General features: G+C 66.5%; 18 protein-coding genes and 1 pseudogene. 7 read left to right on the forward strand and 12 right to left on the reverse strand.

Annotation, left to right across the window (positions count from 1 at the left end; all coding sequences use genetic code 11):
* The first annotated feature begins 157 nt into the window (after positions 1–157).
* Positions 158–1,153 (forward strand): KpsF/GutQ family sugar-phosphate isomerase, encoded by a 996-nt coding sequence (locus NA2_RS20255; protein WP_008599131.1) that lies wholly within the window; start codon positions 158–160, stop codon positions 1,151–1,153.
* A 57-nt stretch (positions 1,154–1,210) separates the two neighbouring features.
* Here NA2_RS20255 and NA2_RS20260 read toward each other — a convergent pair whose 3' ends face one another.
* The 3 genes from NA2_RS20260 to hemH all read right to left on the reverse strand — a co-directional run bounded on the left by NA2_RS20260 (position 1,211) and on the right by hemH (position 3,830).
* Positions 1,211–1,672 carry an NfeD family protein gene (locus tag NA2_RS20260; RefSeq protein ID WP_008599132.1) on the reverse strand — a complete coding sequence of 154 codons (462 nt, stop codon included), beginning with the start codon at positions 1,670–1,672 and terminating at the stop codon, positions 1,211–1,213.
* A 3-nt stretch (positions 1,673–1,675) separates the two neighbouring features.
* Entirely contained in the window at positions 1,676–2,635 is a 960-nt protein-coding gene (locus NA2_RS20265) for an SPFH domain-containing protein (protein ID WP_008599133.1), read from the reverse strand.
* Between the two features lie 130 nt (positions 2,636–2,765).
* Positions 2,766–3,830 carry a ferrochelatase gene (hemH, locus tag NA2_RS20270; RefSeq protein WP_008599134.1) on the reverse strand — a complete coding sequence of 355 codons (1,065 nt, stop codon included), beginning with the start codon at positions 3,828–3,830 and terminating at the stop codon, positions 2,766–2,768.
* A 176-nt stretch (positions 3,831–4,006) separates the two neighbouring features.
* Between hemH and NA2_RS20275 the strand changes: the two genes are divergently transcribed.
* Positions 4,007–4,597: a GNAT family N-acetyltransferase gene (locus NA2_RS20275; protein WP_008599135.1), complete on the forward strand. Its 591-nt coding sequence runs from the start codon at positions 4,007–4,009 to the stop codon at positions 4,595–4,597.
* Positions 4,598–4,687: 90 nt separating this feature from the next.
* Here NA2_RS20275 and NA2_RS20280 read toward each other — a convergent pair whose 3' ends face one another.
* Complete coding sequence (locus NA2_RS20280; RefSeq protein ID WP_008599136.1) at positions 4,688–6,613, reverse strand: 5'-nucleotidase C-terminal domain-containing protein; 1,926 nt, start codon at positions 6,611–6,613, stop codon at positions 4,688–4,690.
* Between the two features lie 205 nt (positions 6,614–6,818).
* Between NA2_RS20280 and NA2_RS20285 the strand changes: the two genes are divergently transcribed.
* Positions 6,819–7,328 (forward strand): OsmC family protein, encoded by a 510-nt coding sequence (locus NA2_RS20285; protein WP_008599137.1) that lies wholly within the window; start codon positions 6,819–6,821, stop codon positions 7,326–7,328.
* A gap of 4 nt (positions 7,329–7,332) precedes the next feature.
* On the opposite strand, the gene modC is transcribed toward NA2_RS20285, so the two are convergent.
* The 5 genes from modC to NA2_RS20310 form a co-directional block, all read right to left on the reverse strand.
* On the reverse strand, positions 7,333–8,433 hold the full coding sequence (gene modC, locus NA2_RS20290) for a molybdenum ABC transporter ATP-binding protein (protein ID WP_008599138.1): 1,101 nt from the start codon (positions 8,431–8,433) through the stop codon (positions 7,333–7,335).
* The gene (modB, locus tag NA2_RS20295) at positions 8,430–9,113 is read right to left on the reverse strand and encodes a molybdate ABC transporter permease subunit (protein ID WP_008599139.1); all 684 of its coding nucleotides are present in this window, start codon (positions 9,111–9,113) and stop codon (positions 8,430–8,432) included. Before modB ends, modC begins: the two co-directional genes overlap by 4 nt.
* Positions 9,114–9,122: 9 nt before the next feature.
* Positions 9,123–9,863 carry a molybdate ABC transporter substrate-binding protein gene (modA, locus tag NA2_RS20300; protein WP_008599140.1) on the reverse strand — a complete coding sequence of 247 codons (741 nt, stop codon included), beginning with the start codon at positions 9,861–9,863 and terminating at the stop codon, positions 9,123–9,125.
* A 336-nt stretch (positions 9,864–10,199) separates the two neighbouring features.
* Positions 10,200–10,895: a tellurite resistance TerB family protein gene (locus tag NA2_RS20305; protein WP_008599141.1), complete on the reverse strand. Its 696-nt coding sequence runs from the start codon at positions 10,893–10,895 to the stop codon at positions 10,200–10,202.
* A 101-nt stretch (positions 10,896–10,996) separates the two neighbouring features.
* Complete coding sequence (locus tag NA2_RS20310; protein ID WP_008599142.1) at positions 10,997–11,734, reverse strand: HD domain-containing protein; 738 nt, start codon at positions 11,732–11,734, stop codon at positions 10,997–10,999.
* Positions 11,735–11,805: 71 nt separating this feature from the next.
* On the opposite strand from NA2_RS20310, the gene NA2_RS20315 reads away from it, so the two are divergent.
* Together NA2_RS20315 and NA2_RS20320 are read left to right on the forward strand one after the other, a co-directional pair.
* Complete coding sequence (locus NA2_RS20315; protein WP_244423689.1) at positions 11,806–12,426, forward strand: TetR/AcrR family transcriptional regulator; 621 nt, start codon at positions 11,806–11,808, stop codon at positions 12,424–12,426.
* 69 nt (positions 12,427–12,495) lie between these two features.
* A complete protein-coding gene (locus tag NA2_RS20320) occupies positions 12,496–13,353 on the forward strand; it encodes an alpha/beta fold hydrolase (RefSeq protein ID WP_008599144.1) in 858 nt (285 codons plus the stop codon).
* A 19-nt stretch (positions 13,354–13,372) separates the two neighbouring features.
* Here NA2_RS20320 and trhO read toward each other — a convergent pair whose 3' ends face one another.
* A complete protein-coding gene (gene trhO / locus NA2_RS20325; RefSeq protein WP_008599145.1) occupies positions 13,373–14,317 on the reverse strand; it encodes an oxygen-dependent tRNA uridine(34) hydroxylase TrhO in 945 nt (314 codons plus the stop codon).
* 159 nt (positions 14,318–14,476) lie between these two features.
* Between trhO and NA2_RS20330 the strand changes: the two genes are divergently transcribed.
* Together NA2_RS20330 and NA2_RS20335 are read left to right on the forward strand one after the other, a co-directional pair.
* Positions 14,477–15,355, forward strand: a complete 879-nt coding sequence (locus NA2_RS20330) for an N-acetylmuramidase domain-containing protein (protein ID WP_040678837.1) — start codon at positions 14,477–14,479, stop codon at positions 15,353–15,355.
* 125 nt (positions 15,356–15,480) lie between these two features.
* Positions 15,481–16,119 carry a 2-dehydro-3-deoxy-phosphogluconate aldolase gene (locus NA2_RS20335; RefSeq protein ID WP_008599147.1) on the forward strand — a complete coding sequence of 213 codons (639 nt, stop codon included), beginning with the start codon at positions 15,481–15,483 and terminating at the stop codon, positions 16,117–16,119.
* Positions 16,120–16,318: 199 nt separating this feature from the next.
* Here the strand turns inward: NA2_RS20335 and arr are convergent, their stop codons facing one another.
* Positions 16,319–16,735 carry an NAD(+)--rifampin ADP-ribosyltransferase gene (gene arr / locus NA2_RS20340; protein WP_008599148.1) on the reverse strand — a complete coding sequence of 139 codons (417 nt, stop codon included), beginning with the start codon at positions 16,733–16,735 and terminating at the stop codon, positions 16,319–16,321.
* Between the two features lie 310 nt (positions 16,736–17,045).
* Positions 17,046–17,994, reverse strand: a pseudogene (locus tag NA2_RS20345) (DUF882 domain-containing protein); the annotation flags it as partial.

Raw genomic sequence — 17,994 nt, forward strand, 5'->3', positions numbered from 1 at the left:
ATTGATTTTCAGGCACTTGACGACGCAACCATGACGATACGTTTAGTGAACGGTAAACAAATGCGGTTAATGGGAGGTTTCCGGCAGCGCGAAACTGCCCGGGCAAATGGGCAAACAGGATTGGACAGGCGGCGCCTGTCGGAGTAAGGGCAGTTTCATGCTCAAGCACAACACCATGACCATCGACCGGCGCAGCGTCATCGAATCCGCCGTACGCACGCTCGAAACGGAACAGGCCGGCCTCCAGGCGCTGGCCGAGGCGCTGGACAACGGGCTGGCAGAGCCCTTCGCGAAGGCGGTTCAGACCGTTTCGCAGATCAGCGGGCGGCTCATCGTCACCGGGGTGGGCAAAAGCGGCCATATCGGTTCGAAGATCGCCGCCACGCTGGCTTCAACGGGAACGCCGGCCTTTTTCGTCCACCCGGCGGAAGCCAATCACGGCGATCTCGGCATGATCGGCCGCGACGATGCGATCCTCGCCATGTCGTGGTCGGGGGAGACGACCGAATTGCAGGGGATCGTCGCCTATGCGCGCCGCTTCGCTATTCCGCTGATCGCCATCACGGCCGGCACCAGCTCGGCGCTCGCCAAGGAAGCGACGGTCGTGCTCGGCCTGCCGCGCGCGCCGGAAGCCTGCCCGCACGGGCTTGCGCCGACCACGTCGACAGTGCTGCAACTGGTGATCGGCGATGCGCTGGCGGTCGCGCTCCTGGAGGCGCGGGGTTTTACGGCCGACCATTTCCGCACCTTCCACCCGGGCGGGCAGCTGGGCGCGAAACTGACCCAGGTGCGCAACATCATGCATCAGGGCGACGAGCTGCCGCTGGCGGCGAGCGGCGCGCTGATGCGCGAAGCGATCCTGGAAATGACCCAGAAGGGGTTCGGCTGCGTCGGCATCGTCGATGCCGAAGGCGTGCTGATCGGCATCATCACCGATGGCGATCTGCGCCGCCATATCGACAGCGAGCTGCTGTCGATGACCGTCGATCAGGTGATGACGCCAAACCCCAAGACCATCGCCCCCGACATGCTGGCGGAAAGCGCCCTGCAACTCGTCAACTCGTCCTCGATCACCACGCTGATGGTCGTCGAGGATCGCAAGCCGTGCGGCGTCATCCACCTGCACGACCTGCTGCGCATTGGCGCTGCCTGATCGCGGAGCAGCGAAGGCATAGACCCGCTCGACATTTCACCGAAACGTCGAGCGGATTCAAGCCGCCTCGATCTCCAGCGTTCCGTTCCTGACCGCGACGATCCTGACCTGCGCCCCGGCCGCCATGTCGGGGCCGCTGACGCGCCAGATCGTGTCGTCCAGGCGAACCCGGCCGAAGCCGTTCTCTATGGCTGTCTCGAGGCGCGCGGTGCGGCCGACCAACTGCTCCGCGCGGCGGTTGAGGAGCGGCTGGTCCGTCTCCTCGTTGCGGCGCGAATCCATCAGTCGCTTGCCCGCGTAGGCGGAGATCAGGGACAGGGCGAGGAAGACCAGCACCTGCACCTGCCAGCTCCAGAAATCCTTTCCCCAGAGCTGGATCGAGATGGCGCCGGTCAAGAGCGCGGCGATGCCGATCCACAGGAGGAAGACGCCGGAGACGAGGATTTCCGCGGCAAGCAGCACAAAGCCGAGGAGCATCCAGTTCCAGGGACCGAGTTCGGAGAAGATGTGCAGGAGCATGCCTTATCCCTCGACCGGGCCGGTGCGCGGGGGGCGGGCCGAAACAGTGCGCGGACGCTCCGGTTGCTGGCCCGAGCCATCGCCGAACACCTCGCGCGCGATGGCGCCGATGCCACCCAGCGAGCCGATCAGCGAGGACGCCTCCATCGGCATCAGCACGACCTTGCTGTTGGGCGCCGAGCCGACGGTCGCCAGCGCCTCGGTGTATTTCTGCGCGACGAAGTAGTTGACCGCCTGCACGTCACCGGCGGCGATGGCCTCCGAAACGACCTGCGTGGCGCGGGCTTCCGCCTCGGCGCCGCGTTCGCGCGCTTCTGCATCGCGGAAGGCGGCTTCGCGACGGCCTTCGGCTTCGAGAATCTGCGCCTGTTTCAAGCCCTCGGCTTCAAGGATCTGCGCGCGCTTGTTGCGCTCGGCCATCATCTGGCGCGCCATGCTCTCGACGAGGTTGGCGGGCGGGTTGATGTCCTTGATCTCGACGCGCGTCATCTTGATGCCCCAGGGGCTGGCCGCGTCGTCGACGATGCGCAGAAGCCTTTCATTGATCGTGTCGCGGTTCGACAGCAGCTCGTCGAGGTCCATCGAACCCATCACCGAACGGATGTTGGTCATGGTCAGGTTGAGGATGGCGTTCTGCAGGCCGGAGACCTGGTAGGCCGCCTGCGCGGCGGTCAGCACCTGGTAGAAGGCGACGCCGTCGACGGCGACGATTGCGTTGTCGCGGGTGATGACCTCCTGGGTCGGGACGTCCAGCACCTGCTCCATCATGTTCATCTTGGCGCCGATGCGGTCGATGAAGGGGACGATGATGTTGAGGCCGGGCGTCAGCGTGCGCGTGTAGCCGCCGAACCGTTCAACCGTGTAGTTGAAGCCCTGCGGCACCGTTTTGATGCCGGCGAAGATCAAAAGCAGGACGAGGACCACCAGAACGGGGATGATCACGTCGAAACCGGAAAAGGGCATGGGTGTCTCCTGGCTCGGCCCGGCGGGCGCGATTCGATGATGTGGCGCAGTCTAGCGCAAGTTCAGCCAAATCAAATGTTGTCGGCACAAAGGTCTTCAACGAAGGGTTGCGCTCCGCGATCCCGCCTCCCTACAGCCAGCCGGCGAGTTCGTGCCGCACCAGCGTCTCGATCACCGCCATGCCGTCATCCGTATCGTTCAGGCAGGGGATATGGCTGAAATTCTCGCCGCCCGCGTGACGGAAGATCTCGCCGGCCTCTCCGGCAATCTCCTCCAGCGTCTCCAGGCAATCGGAGACGAAGCCGGGGTTGAAGACGGCGATGGACCTGACGCCCTCGCGGGCGAGTTTCTCGACCGTCTTGTCCGTGTAGGGCTGCAGCCATTCCTCGGGGCCGAAGCGGGATTGAAAGCAGGTGATCAGGCGTTTTTCGTCCCAGCCGAGCCGTTCGCGCAGCAGCCGCGTCGTCTTCTGGCAATGGCAGTGATAGGGGTCGCCGCGCTGAAAATAGCTTTGCGGAATGCCGTGATAGGAGGCGATCACGACCTCCGGCTCATGGTCGAGACCCGCCAGATGCGTTTCGATGGACCGGGCCAGCGCCTCGATATAGACCGGCTCGTCCTGATAGGACGGCACGGTGCGCACGGCGGGCTGGAAACGCATCTTCATCAGCGCCTCGAAGAACTTGTCGTTCACCGTGGCCGTCGTCGTCGCCGAATATTGCGGGTAGAGCGGGAACATCACGATGCGGTCGCAACCACGCTCCATCAGGCTTTTCGTTACCGTCTCGATCGATGGCTGGCCGTAGCGCATGGCCCAGTCGACGACGATGTGCTCGCTGCCGGCGAGCGCGGCCGCGAGCCTTTCGCCCTGGGCGCGGGTGAAGGTGCGCAGCGGCGACTCGTTGCGTTCATGGTTCCAGATCTGCCGATAGGCCGCGCCCGACTTCTTCGGCCGCGTGTTCAGAACGATGCCGTAGAGAATCGGAAACCAGATCGCGCGGGGCCATTCGATGACGCGCCTGTCGGACAGGAACTCCTTGAGGTAGCGCCGCATCGGTGCGTAGTCGGTCCCGTCCGGCGTGCCCAGATTGACCAGCAGGACGCCCACCTTGCCGACACGTGTGGGCGGGTGGCCGGCGGGCAGGGGGCCGATTGCCCTGGCGGTCCGGGGATCGATTTTCGTGGGCAGGTTCATTCATGGACTCCAGTTATTCCCCGGAAGCTAGCGAAGCCGGGACGGTTTTCAATGGAGCCTCTAGCCGCAGGCAGCAAAAACTCGTTTCGAGGCGGCAGTGTTCCCGAAGCCGGCCTTGTCCGTCCGGCCGTCCCACCATACATGCCGGCCGAAGTGATCTTTCAGCCCGAGGCCCGATGACAAGCCAGACCTTCCCGCCAATCGTTTCCGAGCGCCTCGAATTGCGGCCCTTCGCCCCTTCCGACCGCGCGGCCTATGACGCGTATCACACACGGCCGGAGGTCTACAGGTTCCTCTATGCCCCGGTCCCTGACGCGGATGCCCTCGCTGAACAATTCGCGGCGGCGATGTCCCTCCGCTTCGAGGAGGACGGCGACACGATGCGTCTGGCGGTGATCCGGCGGGACGATGCCGCACTGCTTGGCGAGGTCCTGCTGAAGATGGCGAACAAGGCAGCCCTGCAGGGCGAGATCGGCTACATCTTCAATCCTGACTTCACAGGCGCCGGATATGCCACCGAAGCGGTCCGGATGATGCTCGATTTCGGTTTCGGCCGATGCGGGTTTCACCGGATCTTTGCGCGGCTCGATCCCCTGAACGCAGGATCGGTCGGAGTGGTCGAACGGCTGCGCCTGCGCCGTGAAGCGCATTTGCTGCAGAACGATCGCTTCAACGGCGCATGGGGAGACGAGTTCATCTATGCGCTGCTGAAGGCGGAATGGGAGGACCGGAGCTCGGCTCAGCGCCGGCATCGGACAACCGTTTGAGCGCCGGCAGACGCCGTCCCGCCTGACCGTTGTCGATAAATGAAAGGCCCCGCCTGTCATGCGGGGCCTTTCCTTGACGATGCGTCGGGATCAGTTGGCGGCGGGCAGTTCCAGCATCGAGCCGATCTCGAGCCGCCGGGCGTTGACGCTCGGATTGGCTTCGGCAATCGCACGCCATTTGTTCGGGTCGCCGTAGTGGCTTGCGGCGATGTCCCACAGCGTGTCGCCGGCGGCAATGGTGTAGCGCGTGCCGGCGGCGGCCGATGTCTCGGTGCCGGTGGAAGCGGCCGCCATTTCGGTGGCTGCGCCTTCCGCGGCGCCCTCGGTCGTTTCCGTGGCGTCCTCGGCTGCCGCTTCGGCGGATTCTTCGTCCTTCTTCATCTCTCCTTCGGCCGCTGCGACAGTCGCTTCCACCTTGGTGATGCGGCCTTCGGTGAAGGGCTTGTAGGGGATGTTCTGGGCCATATAGTCGGCCAGCACCTGCTCGAGGCCCGGGCCGTAATCATAGGCATTTTCGGCATTGTCGGCGAAGAGCTTGTAGCCGTCGCCGCCATTGCGCATGAAGTTGTTGGTGGCGACCGTGTAGGTGGTGTCAGGCTCGATCGCCTTCCAGCCGTCCCCGTCCTTCACTTCCACCGATTTGACGCGGCCCTCGTTCGGCGCGACCGACGGGTCGAACGCGAAGCGCAGGCCGGAGACCTGCGGGAAACGTCCGGCGCCGTCCTCGATCTGGCTGACGCCGCTTTCAAGCGACGCCACGATGTCGGCGCCCTTGATCTGGAAGGTGGCGAGCGTGTTCTGGAACGGCAGGACGCCGAGCACCTCGCCCATCGTCACCTCGCCCTGGTCGATCGAGGCGCGCAGGCCGCCGCCATTGGTGATGGCGAACTGGACGCCCTGGTCCTTCGTGCGGTCGACCATGGCGTCGGTGACGAGATTGCCCATCTCGCATTCGCCGGCGCGGCAGGTGTCGCGGCTGCCGTCGACCGGCGCGGCCGTTTCGGCGACGACCTTGTTCTTCAGTTCCTCGATCGGCCCGGCCAGTTCCTTGACGCGGGCGACGACCGCCTCGTCCTTGGCGACGGAGGCATCGACCAGTTTGACGTCGCCGGTGGCCGAGGTCACCACGCCGTCATCGTTGAAGACCAGGTTCAGGCCGCCCAGATATTTCGAGTAGGACGCAGCCTGCACCACCGGAACCTGATGGCCGTCCGGATTGTCGACCATGGTCGGGTAGGGACCGGCAGCACCCTGGATCGTGTTGGAGAGCAGCGTGTTGCTGTGGCCGCCGACGACCGCGTCGACGCCGGGAATCTTGGCAATCGCCTCGAGATCGCGGGGATAGCCCACATGCGTGAGCGCGATCACCTTGTTGACGCCGTCGGCGGTGGCCGCCTTCACGGCCTCGGTGATGCCGGCGACATCCTCGATGATCGAGACGTGCTCGCCGGGCGAGGAAAGCTCGGCGGTGTCGTTGGCGACGGCGCCGACCAGCGCGATCTTCTCGCCGCCCACGTCGAGGATCACATACTCCTTCACCCGGTCGCCCAGGGCCGAGGCGGAGGTCGCCTTGACGTTGGAACCGAGCACGGGGAAATCGACCGCGCCGAGGAACGCGGCGAGACCGTCCTCGCCATCGTCAAACTCGTGGTTGCCGACGACCATGGCGTCGGTCTTCATCAGATTCAGGAACTCCGCTTCGACGGTGCCCTTATAGGTGGTGTAGAACAGCGAGCCCTGGAAGTTGTCGCCGGCATTGAGGAACAGCACGTTCTGCCCGTCGAGCGCCTTGCGCGCCTCGGCGACGGCGGTGACGAGGCGCGCCGCGCCGCCAAAACACTCGCCCTTGTCGTCGTCTTCCGCCGAACAGGTGGAATCGAACTTGTTGATCGGCTCGATGCGGCTGTGCCAATCGTTCATGTGCAGGATGTTCAGCGTGTAGTCGGCAAAGGCGGCGCCGGCGCTGAGCGCGAGTGCCGACGCGGTCAGCGAGGCGAGGGCGAGGCTTTTCTTCATCGTGGATTCTCCCAATAGGCTCTGCTGCGGTCTCTAGCGCCGCATTGTGACGTTCCGTTGAAAGACGCTTCCACGGTCATGTTTCCACCGCATATGACGCGATGCAAGCTAAACTTGGGACCTGCTGTCCCGGGACGGATTCGTGCTAGAATGGCGGCTTCCCGTCGCCTGTCGCAGGACGACCGTACCGGAAGGGGAGGCCACCATGGACGCCGCAACCCTGCGCGCCATCCAGGCGCCGATCAAGGACCGCTACAGAGGCGAGCCGCAGGCGGCCCGCATCACGCTCACGGCGCGCGGAACGCTGGACGACCAGAATGTCGCCTGCAGGGTGGAGACGGGGCGGGCTCTGGCCGTCGCCGGCCTGCACCCCGCCACCGGCGGCAGCGGCCTTGAACTGTGTTCGGGCGACATGCTGCTGGAGGCGCTCGTCGCCTGCGCCGGCGTGACGCTGAAGGCGGTCGCCACGGCGCTGGAGATACCGCTGCGTTCCGGCGCGGTTTCCGCCGAGGGCGATCTGGACTTTCGCGGCACGCTGGGCGTCGACAAGACGGCGCCCGTCGGCTTCGCGGAGATCCGGCTGACCTTCGAGATCGACACCGACGCGCCGCAGGAACAGCTCGACCAGCTCCTGAAGCTGACCGAGCGCTATTGCGTGGTCTACCAGACGATCCGTTCGGGTCCGGACGTCCGCGTCTCGATGCATCGCGCCTGACGCGTCAGCCGCCTGTCGTCTGCCGCTCGATGCGGGCCATCTCGACGGAGACGGCCTTGAGCAGGGCATAGGCCTCGCGGCCCGGCGCCAGGTCCAGCATATCCGCCGACTTGGCGGTGATACGGGCGATCAGGCGCTGTTCGCCGAGATGCAGCGTCACCATGGCGAAGGCGCCGTCGCGATGAAGCGCGCCGACCGTGCAGGGAAGCTGGTTGCGGATCGACAGCCCGTCATGCGGGGCGCTGGCGATGGCCACATCCGCGGCGCGCACCCGCAGGCGCACCACCATTCCCTCCGCAAACCCGTTGCCGGTGAGTTCGAGCCGTCCCGTCTCCAGGGAAACGACCGCCGTGTGATAGGCGGGATCGATCCCTGTCACGCGGCCCTCGATCAGCGTCGCGGCCTCGCTGGCGTCGCTGCCGGCGGCGAGGCTGAAACGGGCGAGCATCGCCGCTGCCGGGCCGACGCCGGCGACGCGCCCCTTGTCGACCAGCACGACGGTATCGGCCAGCTGCGCCACTTCCGCCGTCTCGTGGCTGACATAGAGGATCGGTATGCCGGCTTCGGTGCGGATCGCCTCGAGATAGGGCAGGATCTCGCCGCGCCGCGCCTTGTCGAGCGAGGACAGCGGCTCGTCCATCAGAAGCAGAGCGGGATCGGCCAGAAGCGCGCGGCCGATGGCGACGCGCTGCCGCTCCCCGCCCGACAGTGTCGCCGGGGCGCTGTCGAGGCGGTCGCCGATGCCGAGCAGCGCCACCACCTCGTCGAAGGCGCGCGTTCCCCTTCGGCGTCCGGCCCAGCGCGCATAGGTGAGGTTCCGGCGCACCGACAGGTGCGGGAAGAGGCGGGCTTCCTGGAACACGAAGCCGACACCGCGCCGCTCGGGCGGCAGGTCTATGCCGGCGGCGGAATCGTAGAGCGTGCTGCCGGCGACGACGATGCGGCCCGATCGGGGTCGCGCCGTGCCGGCGATCATCTTCAGAAGGGTCGACTTGCCGGCGCCCGACGGACCGAACAGGGCTGTCACGCCCGGCCCGGCGCTGAAGGCCGTCTCGATCTCGAAGGAGCCCGCCCGGCCCCTGATGTCGACTTCGAGCGCGCTCATCGGGTTTCCTCGCGGGTCAGCCTGCGGGCGAGGATTTCCGATGCGACGATCGCGGCGAGGGCAATCGCGATGGCGATCAGGATCAGCCGCAGCGCGGCGGCGTCGCCCGACGGCGTCTGGAGCAGGGCGTAGATCGCCAGCGACAGCGTCTGCGTCTCGCCGGGAATGTTGGAGACGAAGGTGATCGTCGCCCCGAACTCGCCCAGCGCCTTGGCGAAGCCGAGCACCGCGCCGGCGATGACGCCGGGCAGGGCGAGCGGCAGGGTGACGGTTAGGAACACTGTCAGGCGCGAGGCGCCCAGCGTGCGCGCGGCCTCCGCATAGCCCTGGTCGATGGCCTCCAGCGACAGCCGGATCGGGCGGACAAGCAGGGGAAAGGCCATCACGGCGGCGGCGAGCGCGGCACCCGTCCAGCGAAACGCGAACTGGAGGCCGAACACCTGCTCGAAGAAGCGGCCGAGCGGCCCTTTGGCGCCGAACAGGACGAGCAGGCCGTATCCGGTGACGACCGGGGGAAGAACCAGCGGCAGCGTGACAAGGGCCTGGAGAAGGCCCTTGCCGGGAAAGCGCTTGCGCGCCAGCAGCCAGGCGACGGCGAAGGCCGGAACCAGCGCGGCCAGGATGGCGACCAGCGCCACCCTTGCCGACAGGAGAATGATCGAAAGTTCGGCCTCGCCCATGATCGACGTCTATTCGGCGGCCGGGGAGAAGCCCAGCTCGGCGAAGATCGCCTGGCCTGCCTCGCTGGTCAGGAAGTCGAGAAAGGCTTCCGCCTCGGGCGACGCATCCTTCATGGCCGCCGCGGGATAGATGACGGGCGCGTGGCTGCCGGAGGGAAAGGTGTAGGCCCGCGCGAGGCCGCCCGCCGCCTTCTGGTCGGAGCCGTAGACGATCGCCGCCTTGACCTCGCCGCGATTGGCGAGTTCCAGCGCTACGCGGACATTCTCGCCGAACACGGCGTTCTTCTCCAGCTTCGACCACAGGCCGAGGCTCTCCAGCGCGGTCTTTGCATATTTGCCGGCCGGCACATGGCTCGGGTCGCCCATGGCGAAGCGGGTGTCGAGCAGCAATTCCGGATCGCTCACCGGCTCGGTACCTTCGGCGGCGGCAATGACCAGGCTGTTGCCGGCGATGACGCGCTCGCTGCCGGATCGGACGAGATCGCGTTCGGAGAGATAGTCCATCCAGTCCTTGTTGGCCGAGATGAACAGGTCGGCGGGTGCGCCGGCCTCGATTTGGCGGGCGAGCACGGAGCTCGAGGCGAAGGAGACGACCACGTCTCCGCCACCGGCGGCGCCGTAGGTGACGACGGCGCGGTCCATCGCATCCTTCATGCTGGCGGCGGCGAACAGGGTCAGCCGGTCGGCGGCGGAGGCGAGGGTTGAAAGAGCGGCAAGGAAGGCGAAAGTCGCAAGAGCGCGTTTGAACATGTAACCACCACAGGTTTGACGCGCGGCACGCGGCCGCGCTCGGGTCAACAGAGATGCATGGTGGTCAGGCAAGGGCATCCGCGCCCCGAATGCCGCCCGAACCTTGGGCCAGAGGCGGCCATCACGCGCCGCCCGGACGCGATATTAGGAGGGGTATGACAGCGGGGTCAAGGGAGGTTTGGGGATGCGGCTGGATCTGGACGGGCAGGGGCATTTCGGGAATGCCTGCGCTGGCCCCTCATCTTCACTTTTTCCCCGCCTGCGCGGAGAAGGTCCCGGCAGGGGGATGAGGGGCGGGCGGCAAGGGTGTTCGCCCGCAAGTGTGCTGGGGTCGGGTCAGGCGGTCGCTTCGGAGACTGTGGCCTCAATGTGGTCGATCAGCGCGTCCGGCAGGCGCAGGCGGCCCGCCAGCATGTCGAGATAGCCGCGTTCGGCGCGCGTCTTCGGCTCGATGGTCAGGCGCGAGGCTGTGTAGAGCTCGATCTTCTGGGCGTCCGTCTGGGCGGCGGCGACGAGGGCATCGAGATCGACCGGCGCCTCCAGTTCCTGCATGAGGAAGGCTTCGGCTTCTTCGCCGACGCCGGCGAGCTTCAGCTTGTCGGCGATCTTGCCGCGCTCGGCATCGTCGATATGGCCGTCGGCGCGGGCGGCGGCGATCATGGCGCGCACCAAGGCAAGAGCGAATTCGCCCTCGCCCTGCGGGGCCTGCGCGGGATGGAAGCTGGTGTCCTCCGGCGGCGGCAGGAGTTCGCCTTCCCTGGCCCCCTGCTGAGGTTCCTTGCCTGCCTGGTAGTTCTGGTAGGCTTTGTAGGCAATGCCGGCGACGGCGGCGAGGCCGCCGATCTTGAGCGCGCTGCCGGTGATCGAGCGGCCGGTGCTGGTGCCCAGCAGGACGGCGGCGATGGCGCCGGTGGCGAGCGGATTGTCCTTGGCAAGCTGCACGGCCTGGCCGGCCTTGTCGCGCACGGTGCCCTGAGTGCCGGGGACCTGCGAACCCAAAAGGTCGTTCAACAGCTTCTTCGGGTCGATCATCCGCGTCTCCTCGTTTTCGCGCTCTTTGATTGGCGGAAAGGTAGGAACGCATTCATGGCATTGCAATGACACCCCGCGCGCCGGCGCAGAAATTCGGACACTCAACCGAACGGTTCGGCAGGGGCCTTGCCGCCCGAAAGACCGGTCATGACGGCGGGGCGCGTGCCTTTCCTGTGGTCCGCCGTCTCGAACTGCAGCGCCTTGATCACGCCGTCCCGGGGAAAACGCCGGAGAACGTCGGCAAGACTTGCGGGCGCGATGCGCCTGCGGCCCGCACCGAACAGGTCGCAGACCGCACCGCGCGACACGAGATGCGCCTCCGCCCCATGAGCGCGGGCGGAAACCCAGCCGTTGAGATGAAGCGCGATGGCGTCGCCAACCTTCTGCGCAACCGGCCCGGCATGCCCCCTGGCATGAAGATGGTCGCGGACCCTTTCACCGCCACTGAGCGCGAAACAGCGCGAACACAGATGCGGTTCGTGACGGTCGGTCAGGCCGATGTCGTGCAGGATGGCGGCGGCGAAGAAAAGCGATGGATCGTAGGTCAGTCGCTCATGCGAAGCGATGAGCGCGCCGAAAAGATAGGTGCGCCAACTGTGAAACAGCAGGGCATCGTCATGGGTTTCGCTGGCCAGTTGAAGCGCATCCTCGACCAATGCGGTTTTTCCCGGCAGAAGCGCATCGAGCTCCAGCGGCGCGGGCGAGAGCAGGCCAAACCGGTGGCGGAGGGAGTCCACCGCCTCGCGCACCTGCACGAAGGCAAGGTTGCCAACAAGGCGGATCTTCTCGCTTCCCCTCAGTTCGCCGGCGGTTCCATGGCCCCATTCGAGTGTGCCCATGGGGGCGTTTCGGTGTCTGTTCCGTTCGGTCATCGTGAAGTGCCTTGATATTTGTACTGTTTCGCATAAAAATGCACGAAGATGATTTTTATGCAAGATGGTACAAAATGATTTCACGCCGTGGACGTCCACCGGCCTATGACCGCGAAGCGGCGCTGATGGCTATTGCGGAAGCCTTCCGCCTGCGTGGCTATGCGGCGGCCTCGCTGGACGAGATCGCGTCCGCGGCGGGCATGAACCGGCCGAGCCTTTTCGCCGCGTTCGGCAACAAGAAGGCCATGTATCTGGCTGCGCTTGAAGACTATCGCCGGCGCATGAGGGAGGCGGTTTCGCCTGTCCTGGAGAGCGAAGGGGCGCTCGCGGATGTGCTGACGCGCTTCTTCGATGCGGTGATCGGGTTTTATTGCGAGGGGGTGGCGCCGGGCTGTCTCGTTTTGTGCACGGCGACGGCGGAAGCGCCGGCAGATGACGAAATCGCGGACGCATTGACCGCGACTGTCGATGAGATCGAGGCGCAGTTGTCGGCCCGGATAGGGCGGGACGAGGCCGCCGGCGACGTGGCGGGACTTGCGCAACTGATGGTGTCGCTTCTGATCGGCATTGCCGTCCAGGCGCGCGCGGGCGCGGACGAGTCGGCGCTGAAACGTTTTGCGCGCGCCGGTGTGGCTGCGGCATTGCGTCAGCCCTTGTGATCGGGCTTTGACATTTCGCGCGCCCGGTGGCACTGGCCTCAGCCCGATTTTCAGAAGCAAGGTATCCAGGTGACCGACGTCGTTTCCCACACCCTGACCCTTTCCGATGGTCGCCGCCTCGGCTGGCATGAATGGGGCGCACGCGCTGGCCGTGTCGTGATCTTCTGCTCCGGTGCCGGCATGGCGGGCGCGATCCCGTTTGGCGGCGTGGCGGCAGAACGGCTTGGCCTGCGTATGATCGCAGTGGACCGGGCGGGGCTCGGTGCATCGGACGCGGACCCGGAAAAGAGCTTTCAGCGCTGGGGCGCGGATGTGGCGGCGCTGCTTGAGCATCTCGGGGAAGACGATGCGCTTGCGATGGGCTTTTCGCAGGGCGCGCCGTTTGCGCTGGCGCTGGCGGATGCCGGTGTGGCGAAAGCCGTGGCGCTGGTTTCGGGGCAGGATGAGTTGTCTGCGCCGGAAGTACTGTCGCAATTGCCTGAACCCGTCGCCAGCATGGTGCAGCTAGCCAAGGATGACCCGGCGCGTCTGGAGGCGGACATTGCCGCCTCCGCGACCGCTGACTGGTTGTGGCAGATGATCGAGACGATGAGCGGAGCGCAGGATCGTTCGTACTATTCAGGTGAGGCGTTTGCGCCGCTTTATCGCTCAGCGCTGGCCGACGGGTTTCGGCAGGGCGCGGCGGGTTATGCCCGCGACACACGGCTTGCCATGGCACCCTGGCCGTTCCGCGTCGAGGAAATTTCCTGCCGGGTGGCGTTGTGGTTCGGCCTTGCTGATACGAGCCCGGTTCATTCGCCGGATTTTGGTGCCACGTTGAATGGCCGGTTCGTCAACAGCACGCTGCACCAGCTCGAAGGTGAAGGCAGCGCCATTCTGTGGAGCCATGCGGACGCGATCCTAGCGGATCTTGCCGCGGCAGCTTGAACCCGGAATATCCGTGTGGTCAGGGCTTCTCCGGCGGCGTGCCGATGGGGAAGCTCTTGCCGCGCTTTTCGGCCAGTTCCACCTGACGCTGGCGCTCGGCGTAGCGGGCGCGGTCCGCCTCGCTGCGCGCATAGGCGCAATACGGGCAGGAAACGCCTTCCTGAAAGAGCGGGGAGGCGCGTTCCTGCGGCATCAGGGGATGGCGGCAGGCGCGGCAGAGGCTCGCCTCGCCCTCTTCCAGGCCGTGGCGGACCGAGACGCGCTCGTCGAAGACGAAGCACTCGCCTTCCCACAGGCTGTCCCCGGCCGGAACCTCTTCCAGATATTTCAGGATGCCGCCCTTCAGGTGATAGACGTCGTCTATGCCCTTCAGCTTCATGAAGGCCGTCGCCTTCTCGCAGCGGATGCCGCCGGTGCAGAACATGGCGACCTTGCGGCCCTTCAGGCGACCGAGATTCTGCTCCGCCCAGGCGGGAAAATCACGGAAGGTTTCCGTTTCCGGATCCTCGGCGCGCGCGAAGGTGCCGATGGCCGTTTCGTAGGCGTTGCGCGTGTCGATCACCATGGTTTCAGGATCGGCGATCAGGGCGTTCCAGTCGGCCGGGTCGACATAGGTACCCGCGTGCAGGGCCGGGTCGATCTCCGGCACGCCCATAGTGACGATCTCCTTCTTCAGCCGCACCTTCATGCGGTGGAAGGGCATGGCGGCCGCCGTGCTGTATTTGACCTCGAGGCCGGCAAGCGCCGGGATCGCCTCGAGATGGGCGACCAGCTCGGCAGTCGCCCCGGGCGTGCCCGCGACGGTGCCGTTGATGCCCTCGGCGGCCAGCAGCAGCGTGCCGCGAATGGAGCGCTCCCGGCAGAATGCGGCCAGAGGCTCGCGCAGCGCCGCATGATCGCCGAGCGCGGCGAAGCGGTAGAGCGCGGCAACGCGGACCGGCTGTTCGGACGGGGAAGAAACCATGCGGTTCTCCTAAAGCGCGGGCCGGTCCGTTGCAAGAAAAAGCAGTGCTTCCAGAAGGTTGCCGGGCGCCTCGCGAAGGCACTTCCGTTTTCCTGGAAAAATCTGTCCCCGCTGTGCCGTTCGGCGCGACAATCGGCGCGACGAAAGCGAGGCGTGACGATGTTTGCCAGGGATGCAATCGAGACGATCAACGGGATGGCGCGCCGGCACGCGCTCGATCCCGCCCTGCTTCTGGCGGTGGCGCAGGTGGAAAGCGGCGGCCGCACCCATGCGGTGATCGACGGGCGCGCCGAACCGCTGATCCGCTTCGAGGGGCACTATTTCGACCGCCGATTATCCGGGGAGAAGCGGGAGACAGCCCGCCGCGAAGGGCTGGCCGCGCCGCAAGCGGGCGCGGTTGCCAATCCGCGCGGGCAGGGGGAGCGCTGGGCGATGCTGGCGCGCGCCGCCGCCATCGACCGCAAGGCGGCATATGAATCGGTTTCGTGGGGCGCGGGCCAGGTGATGGGCGCGCACTGGAGCTGGCTGGGGTTCGCCGATGTCGAGGCGCTGGTCGCGGAGGCGCGGCGCGGGCTTTCCGGCCAGATGTCGCTGATGCTGCGCTATATCGATAAGGCTGGGCTGCGCGTGGCGCTCGAGCGCCACGACTGGCGCGCCTTCGCGCGCGGCTATAACGGCCCGGGCTATGCGGGAAACCGCTATGACGCCAAGCTTGCCCGCGCCTATCGCAGCTATGCGGCAGCTCTCTGGGCTGCTGGCGGGGGTGAGCTCGGGCCGCTCCGTCCCGGCGACCGGGGTGCTCGGGTTGCCGATCTACAGGTGCTCCTGTCGGCGCAGGGCTATCCCGTTGCGGTCGATGGCGTGTTCGGCCCTCTGACGCGGCAGGCCGTCATACGCTTCCAGAATGACCGGCTGCTTGCCGCCGATGGCCTTGCGGGAAGGGAGAGCATCGCCGCGCTGCAGCGCGGCCTGCCTCTCGGCGCGATCGTCCGGCGCCTCTGGCATTCGGGGAAACGCTTCTTCTCCGGACTTTTTTGACGGGCCGGCGCCACGCCGCCTTGCCTCGTGACCGCGAAAAGTGTTCAAGGGCGGCTGATTGCGTACTAAAACGTTTGAAACGGGCGAGAGCCACCAGGGAGATCACCATGCAGAAGAAGGCGGCCATGCAGAGGAAGGACGAGGCGCTCCTGGCGATCCTCGAGGGTCAGCCGGTGATGCCCGTGCTGAAGATCGACCGCCTCGCCGACGCCGTCCCGCTGGCGCAGGCGCTGGTGCGGGGCGGCCTGCCGGCCATCGAGATCACCCTGCGCACGCCGGATGCAATCGATGCCATCCGGCTGGTCAGCGAGGAGGTGCCGGACGCCATCGTCGGCGCCGGCACGATCCTGACCGCGAGAGATTTTTCCCAGGCGGTTTCGGCGGGCGCCCGTTTCATCGTCAGCCCCGGCATCACGCAGGAACTGCTCGATGCGGCCTCCATGTCCGAGGTGCCGTTCCTGCCGGGCGCGGCGACGCCGAGCGAGGTGATGGCCGCACGGGAGGAAGGGTATCGGCTGCTGAAATTCTTTCCCGCCGAGCAGGCGGGCGGCGCGCCCTTCCTGAAGGCGCTGGCCTCGCCGCTAGCCACCATCCGCTTCTGCCCGACCGGCGGTGTCTCGCCGAAGAATGTCGGCGACTACCTGTCCCTGCCGAACGTCATCTGCGTGGGCGGATCGTGGGTCGCGCCGGACAAGGAGATCGCCGCCGGAAACTGGGCGGCCATCGAGGAGCTGGCGCGGCAGGCGCGTGCGCTCAAGGGCTGATCGGGGGAACCATCCCCGGGAGTCACACGGCGTTGCGCTGCGAGGGCGGGAGCCGCGCTCGCGCCATCACCTCAATGAGGACAACCTCTCGAGAACCCGGAACCATAGCGTTTTGCAGTCAGGTGGGACCACCTGACTGCAAAACGCGAAAAAACAATGAGATAGACCCGTTCAGCGTTTCCGGAAACGCTGAACGGGTCTAATCGATGATGATGTCCTTTCCCTCCGCCTTCAGGCGGGCGAGACCGTCCTTCATTTCCTGAAGCCGCTCCGGCGGGTGCCCCTGCCACTGGGTCACCTCGGCAACGACCCGCAGCGGCTCACGGGAGCGATAGGACATCGTCGGATTGCCGGGAAACTTCTTGTCCGTTACGTTCGGATCGTCCTCTACCGGCCCCGTCGGCTCCACGACGTAGATCCTTTCCTGCCCGCTTCCGGCTGCAAGCTCCGCACCCCAGATGGCGGCGTCCAGCGTGCTCGCGAAGTAGACCCACGACAGCGGCTTCTCCTCGGTGAAGTTGGATCGGTGACCGGTGACGATCATGTCTCCCGGCTTCAGTTCGGCTCTGCTGCCATGGAAGAACGACTGGGCAAACATGCTGGCATTGGCGGTCATCGGGCTTCAGGCTCCTTCTGGGACATCGGACCGAAAAGCGAACTCCGGTGCTCGGTTGTTCCGATCCTTCATCAATGGTCCGGATCGTCCTTTGCTCGTGCGGATGGATGCGGGGCGATCCTGTGGCAAGCTGACCGCTTATCAGTCGTGCGCAGCCGCTGCATTCCGATTCTTGCCGCAGGGCATTGCGGCAGATGCAGCGGCTGGCCTCGTCGATACAGGCTTGACTTGCATTCCGCGGGTGCGCGACGGCCGGATGTCGGGTTCCCGCGCTGGGTGCGGGCCGTCGCGTCGTTCTCCGTGGAGAGGCTCAGTTCGTCCGGAAACGGGCCATCGACAGGAAGTTGACCGCCTTGCCGGTGAAGCGGGTTGCATCCGCGACGGCCGTGTTCTGCTCGAAACCGGAGGTGTAGACGGTTTTCGGAGAACGCACGAATTCGCTGTCGAATGCCGGCGGATGCGTGGCATGGGATGCCTCGGTCAACATCGAATGCCGGCTGAAGGCGCGGCTCTTCGTGTCGACGGCGGCCGTCACGACAACCGGTTCGGCTTCCGGTGACACGTCTGCCGGTCCGGGCTTCGCGCCCTTGCTCGTGGTGCGCGCGCCGCTCGGTACTGCCCTGCCGGGCTTGGCGTCGGCGCTGGCCAGAAGCGCGAGGCGCGGCGAGGCGGAAACGGGTTCGCCGCGGGGCTGCGCCGGGACCGGCGTGATCGCCGTTTCAGCGCTTGCGAGCTGCTCGGGAGCCGGACGCGGCTGCGGCAGGGCCGCCAGGCGGAATTCCTCGGCCTCCGCCTCGCGGGCCAGGGCCTCGCGGGTCGCGGCATCGACCGGGCGGCGCGACGGCACGGGCAGATAGGCCGCCGTGACGACGGGTTGCTCGACGTCCTCCTGCGCGCTGGCGAGGACCCCGGCGATGGCGTCCGGAGCGCCGGTCTCGGCCGAAGCCATCTGGACGAGCGCGTCACGCGTGGATTCGTCCGGCACCGCCGCCGGCGGCGCGTAGTCCGGCCGGCGCGTGGGAATCGGGACATTGGTGGCGACCAGAACGGCCGTTGCCGTCGCCTCCGGGGTTTCGTCCGCAAGAGTCGGCGCCTGCTCCACCGGCTTCACCTCGAAGGGAAGCGGCTGGCCGACGTTGACGTCCGGGCGCGGAGCGGAACGGGGCAGCGGCAGTGCGCGCTGGGGCAGGGCGGCCAGGATGGTCGCCGGCGTCTCGACGGGGGCCTCGGGCTGCGGCGGGGCGGCGCGCGCGACCTGA

It is taken from the genome of Nitratireductor pacificus pht-3B (genome assembly GCF_000300335.1).
Classification (GTDB): domain Bacteria; phylum Pseudomonadota; class Alphaproteobacteria; order Rhizobiales; family Rhizobiaceae; genus Nitratireductor; species Nitratireductor pacificus.

What these genes read in the sequence shown, in the direction of transcription:
- modA (WP_008599140.1), bottom strand. Translation starts at nt 9,863, where the DNA reads ATGTTCAAACGCGCTCTTGCGACTTTCGCCTTCCTTGCCGCTCTTTCA.
- NA2_RS20280 (WP_008599136.1), bottom strand. Translation starts at nt 6,613, where the DNA reads ATGAAGAAAAGCCTCGCCCTCGCCTCGCTGACCGCGTCGGCACTCGCG.
- NA2_RS20255 (WP_008599131.1), top strand. Translation starts at nt 158, where the DNA reads ATGCTCAAGCACAACACCATGACCATCGACCGGCGCAGCGTCATCGAA.
- NA2_RS20330 (WP_040678837.1), top strand. Translation starts at nt 14,477, where the DNA reads ATGTTTGCCAGGGATGCAATCGAGACGATCAACGGGATGGCGCGCCGG.
- arr (WP_008599148.1), bottom strand. Translation starts at nt 16,735, where the DNA reads ATGACCGCCAATGCCAGCATGTTTGCCCAGTCGTTCTTCCATGGCAGC.
- hemH (WP_008599134.1), bottom strand. Translation starts at nt 3,830, where the DNA reads ATGAACCTGCCCACGAAAATCGATCCCCGGACCGCCAGGGCAATCGGC.
- NA2_RS20285 (WP_008599137.1), top strand. Translation starts at nt 6,819, where the DNA reads ATGGACGCCGCAACCCTGCGCGCCATCCAGGCGCCGATCAAGGACCGC.
- NA2_RS20310 (WP_008599142.1), bottom strand. Translation starts at nt 11,734, where the DNA reads ATGGGCACACTCGAATGGGGCCATGGAACCGCCGGCGAACTGAGGGGA.
- NA2_RS20305 (WP_008599141.1), bottom strand. Translation starts at nt 10,895, where the DNA reads ATGATCGACCCGAAGAAGCTGTTGAACGACCTTTTGGGTTCGCAGGTC.
- NA2_RS20315 (WP_244423689.1), top strand. Translation starts at nt 11,806, where the DNA reads ATGCACGAAGATGATTTTTATGCAAGATGGTACAAAATGATTTCACGC.
- NA2_RS20275 (WP_008599135.1), top strand. Translation starts at nt 4,007, where the DNA reads ATGACAAGCCAGACCTTCCCGCCAATCGTTTCCGAGCGCCTCGAATTG.
- NA2_RS20260 (WP_008599132.1), bottom strand. Translation starts at nt 1,672, where the DNA reads ATGCTCCTGCACATCTTCTCCGAACTCGGTCCCTGGAACTGGATGCTC.
- NA2_RS20335 (WP_008599147.1), top strand. Translation starts at nt 15,481, where the DNA reads ATGCAGAGGAAGGACGAGGCGCTCCTGGCGATCCTCGAGGGTCAGCCG.
- modC (WP_008599138.1), bottom strand. Translation starts at nt 8,433, where the DNA reads ATGAGCGCGCTCGAAGTCGACATCAGGGGCCGGGCGGGCTCCTTCGAG.
- NA2_RS20265 (WP_008599133.1), bottom strand. Translation starts at nt 2,635, where the DNA reads ATGCCCTTTTCCGGTTTCGACGTGATCATCCCCGTTCTGGTGGTCCTC.
- modB (WP_008599139.1), bottom strand. Translation starts at nt 9,113, where the DNA reads ATGGGCGAGGCCGAACTTTCGATCATTCTCCTGTCGGCAAGGGTGGCG.
- trhO (WP_008599145.1), bottom strand. Translation starts at nt 14,317, where the DNA reads ATGGTTTCTTCCCCGTCCGAACAGCCGGTCCGCGTTGCCGCGCTCTAC.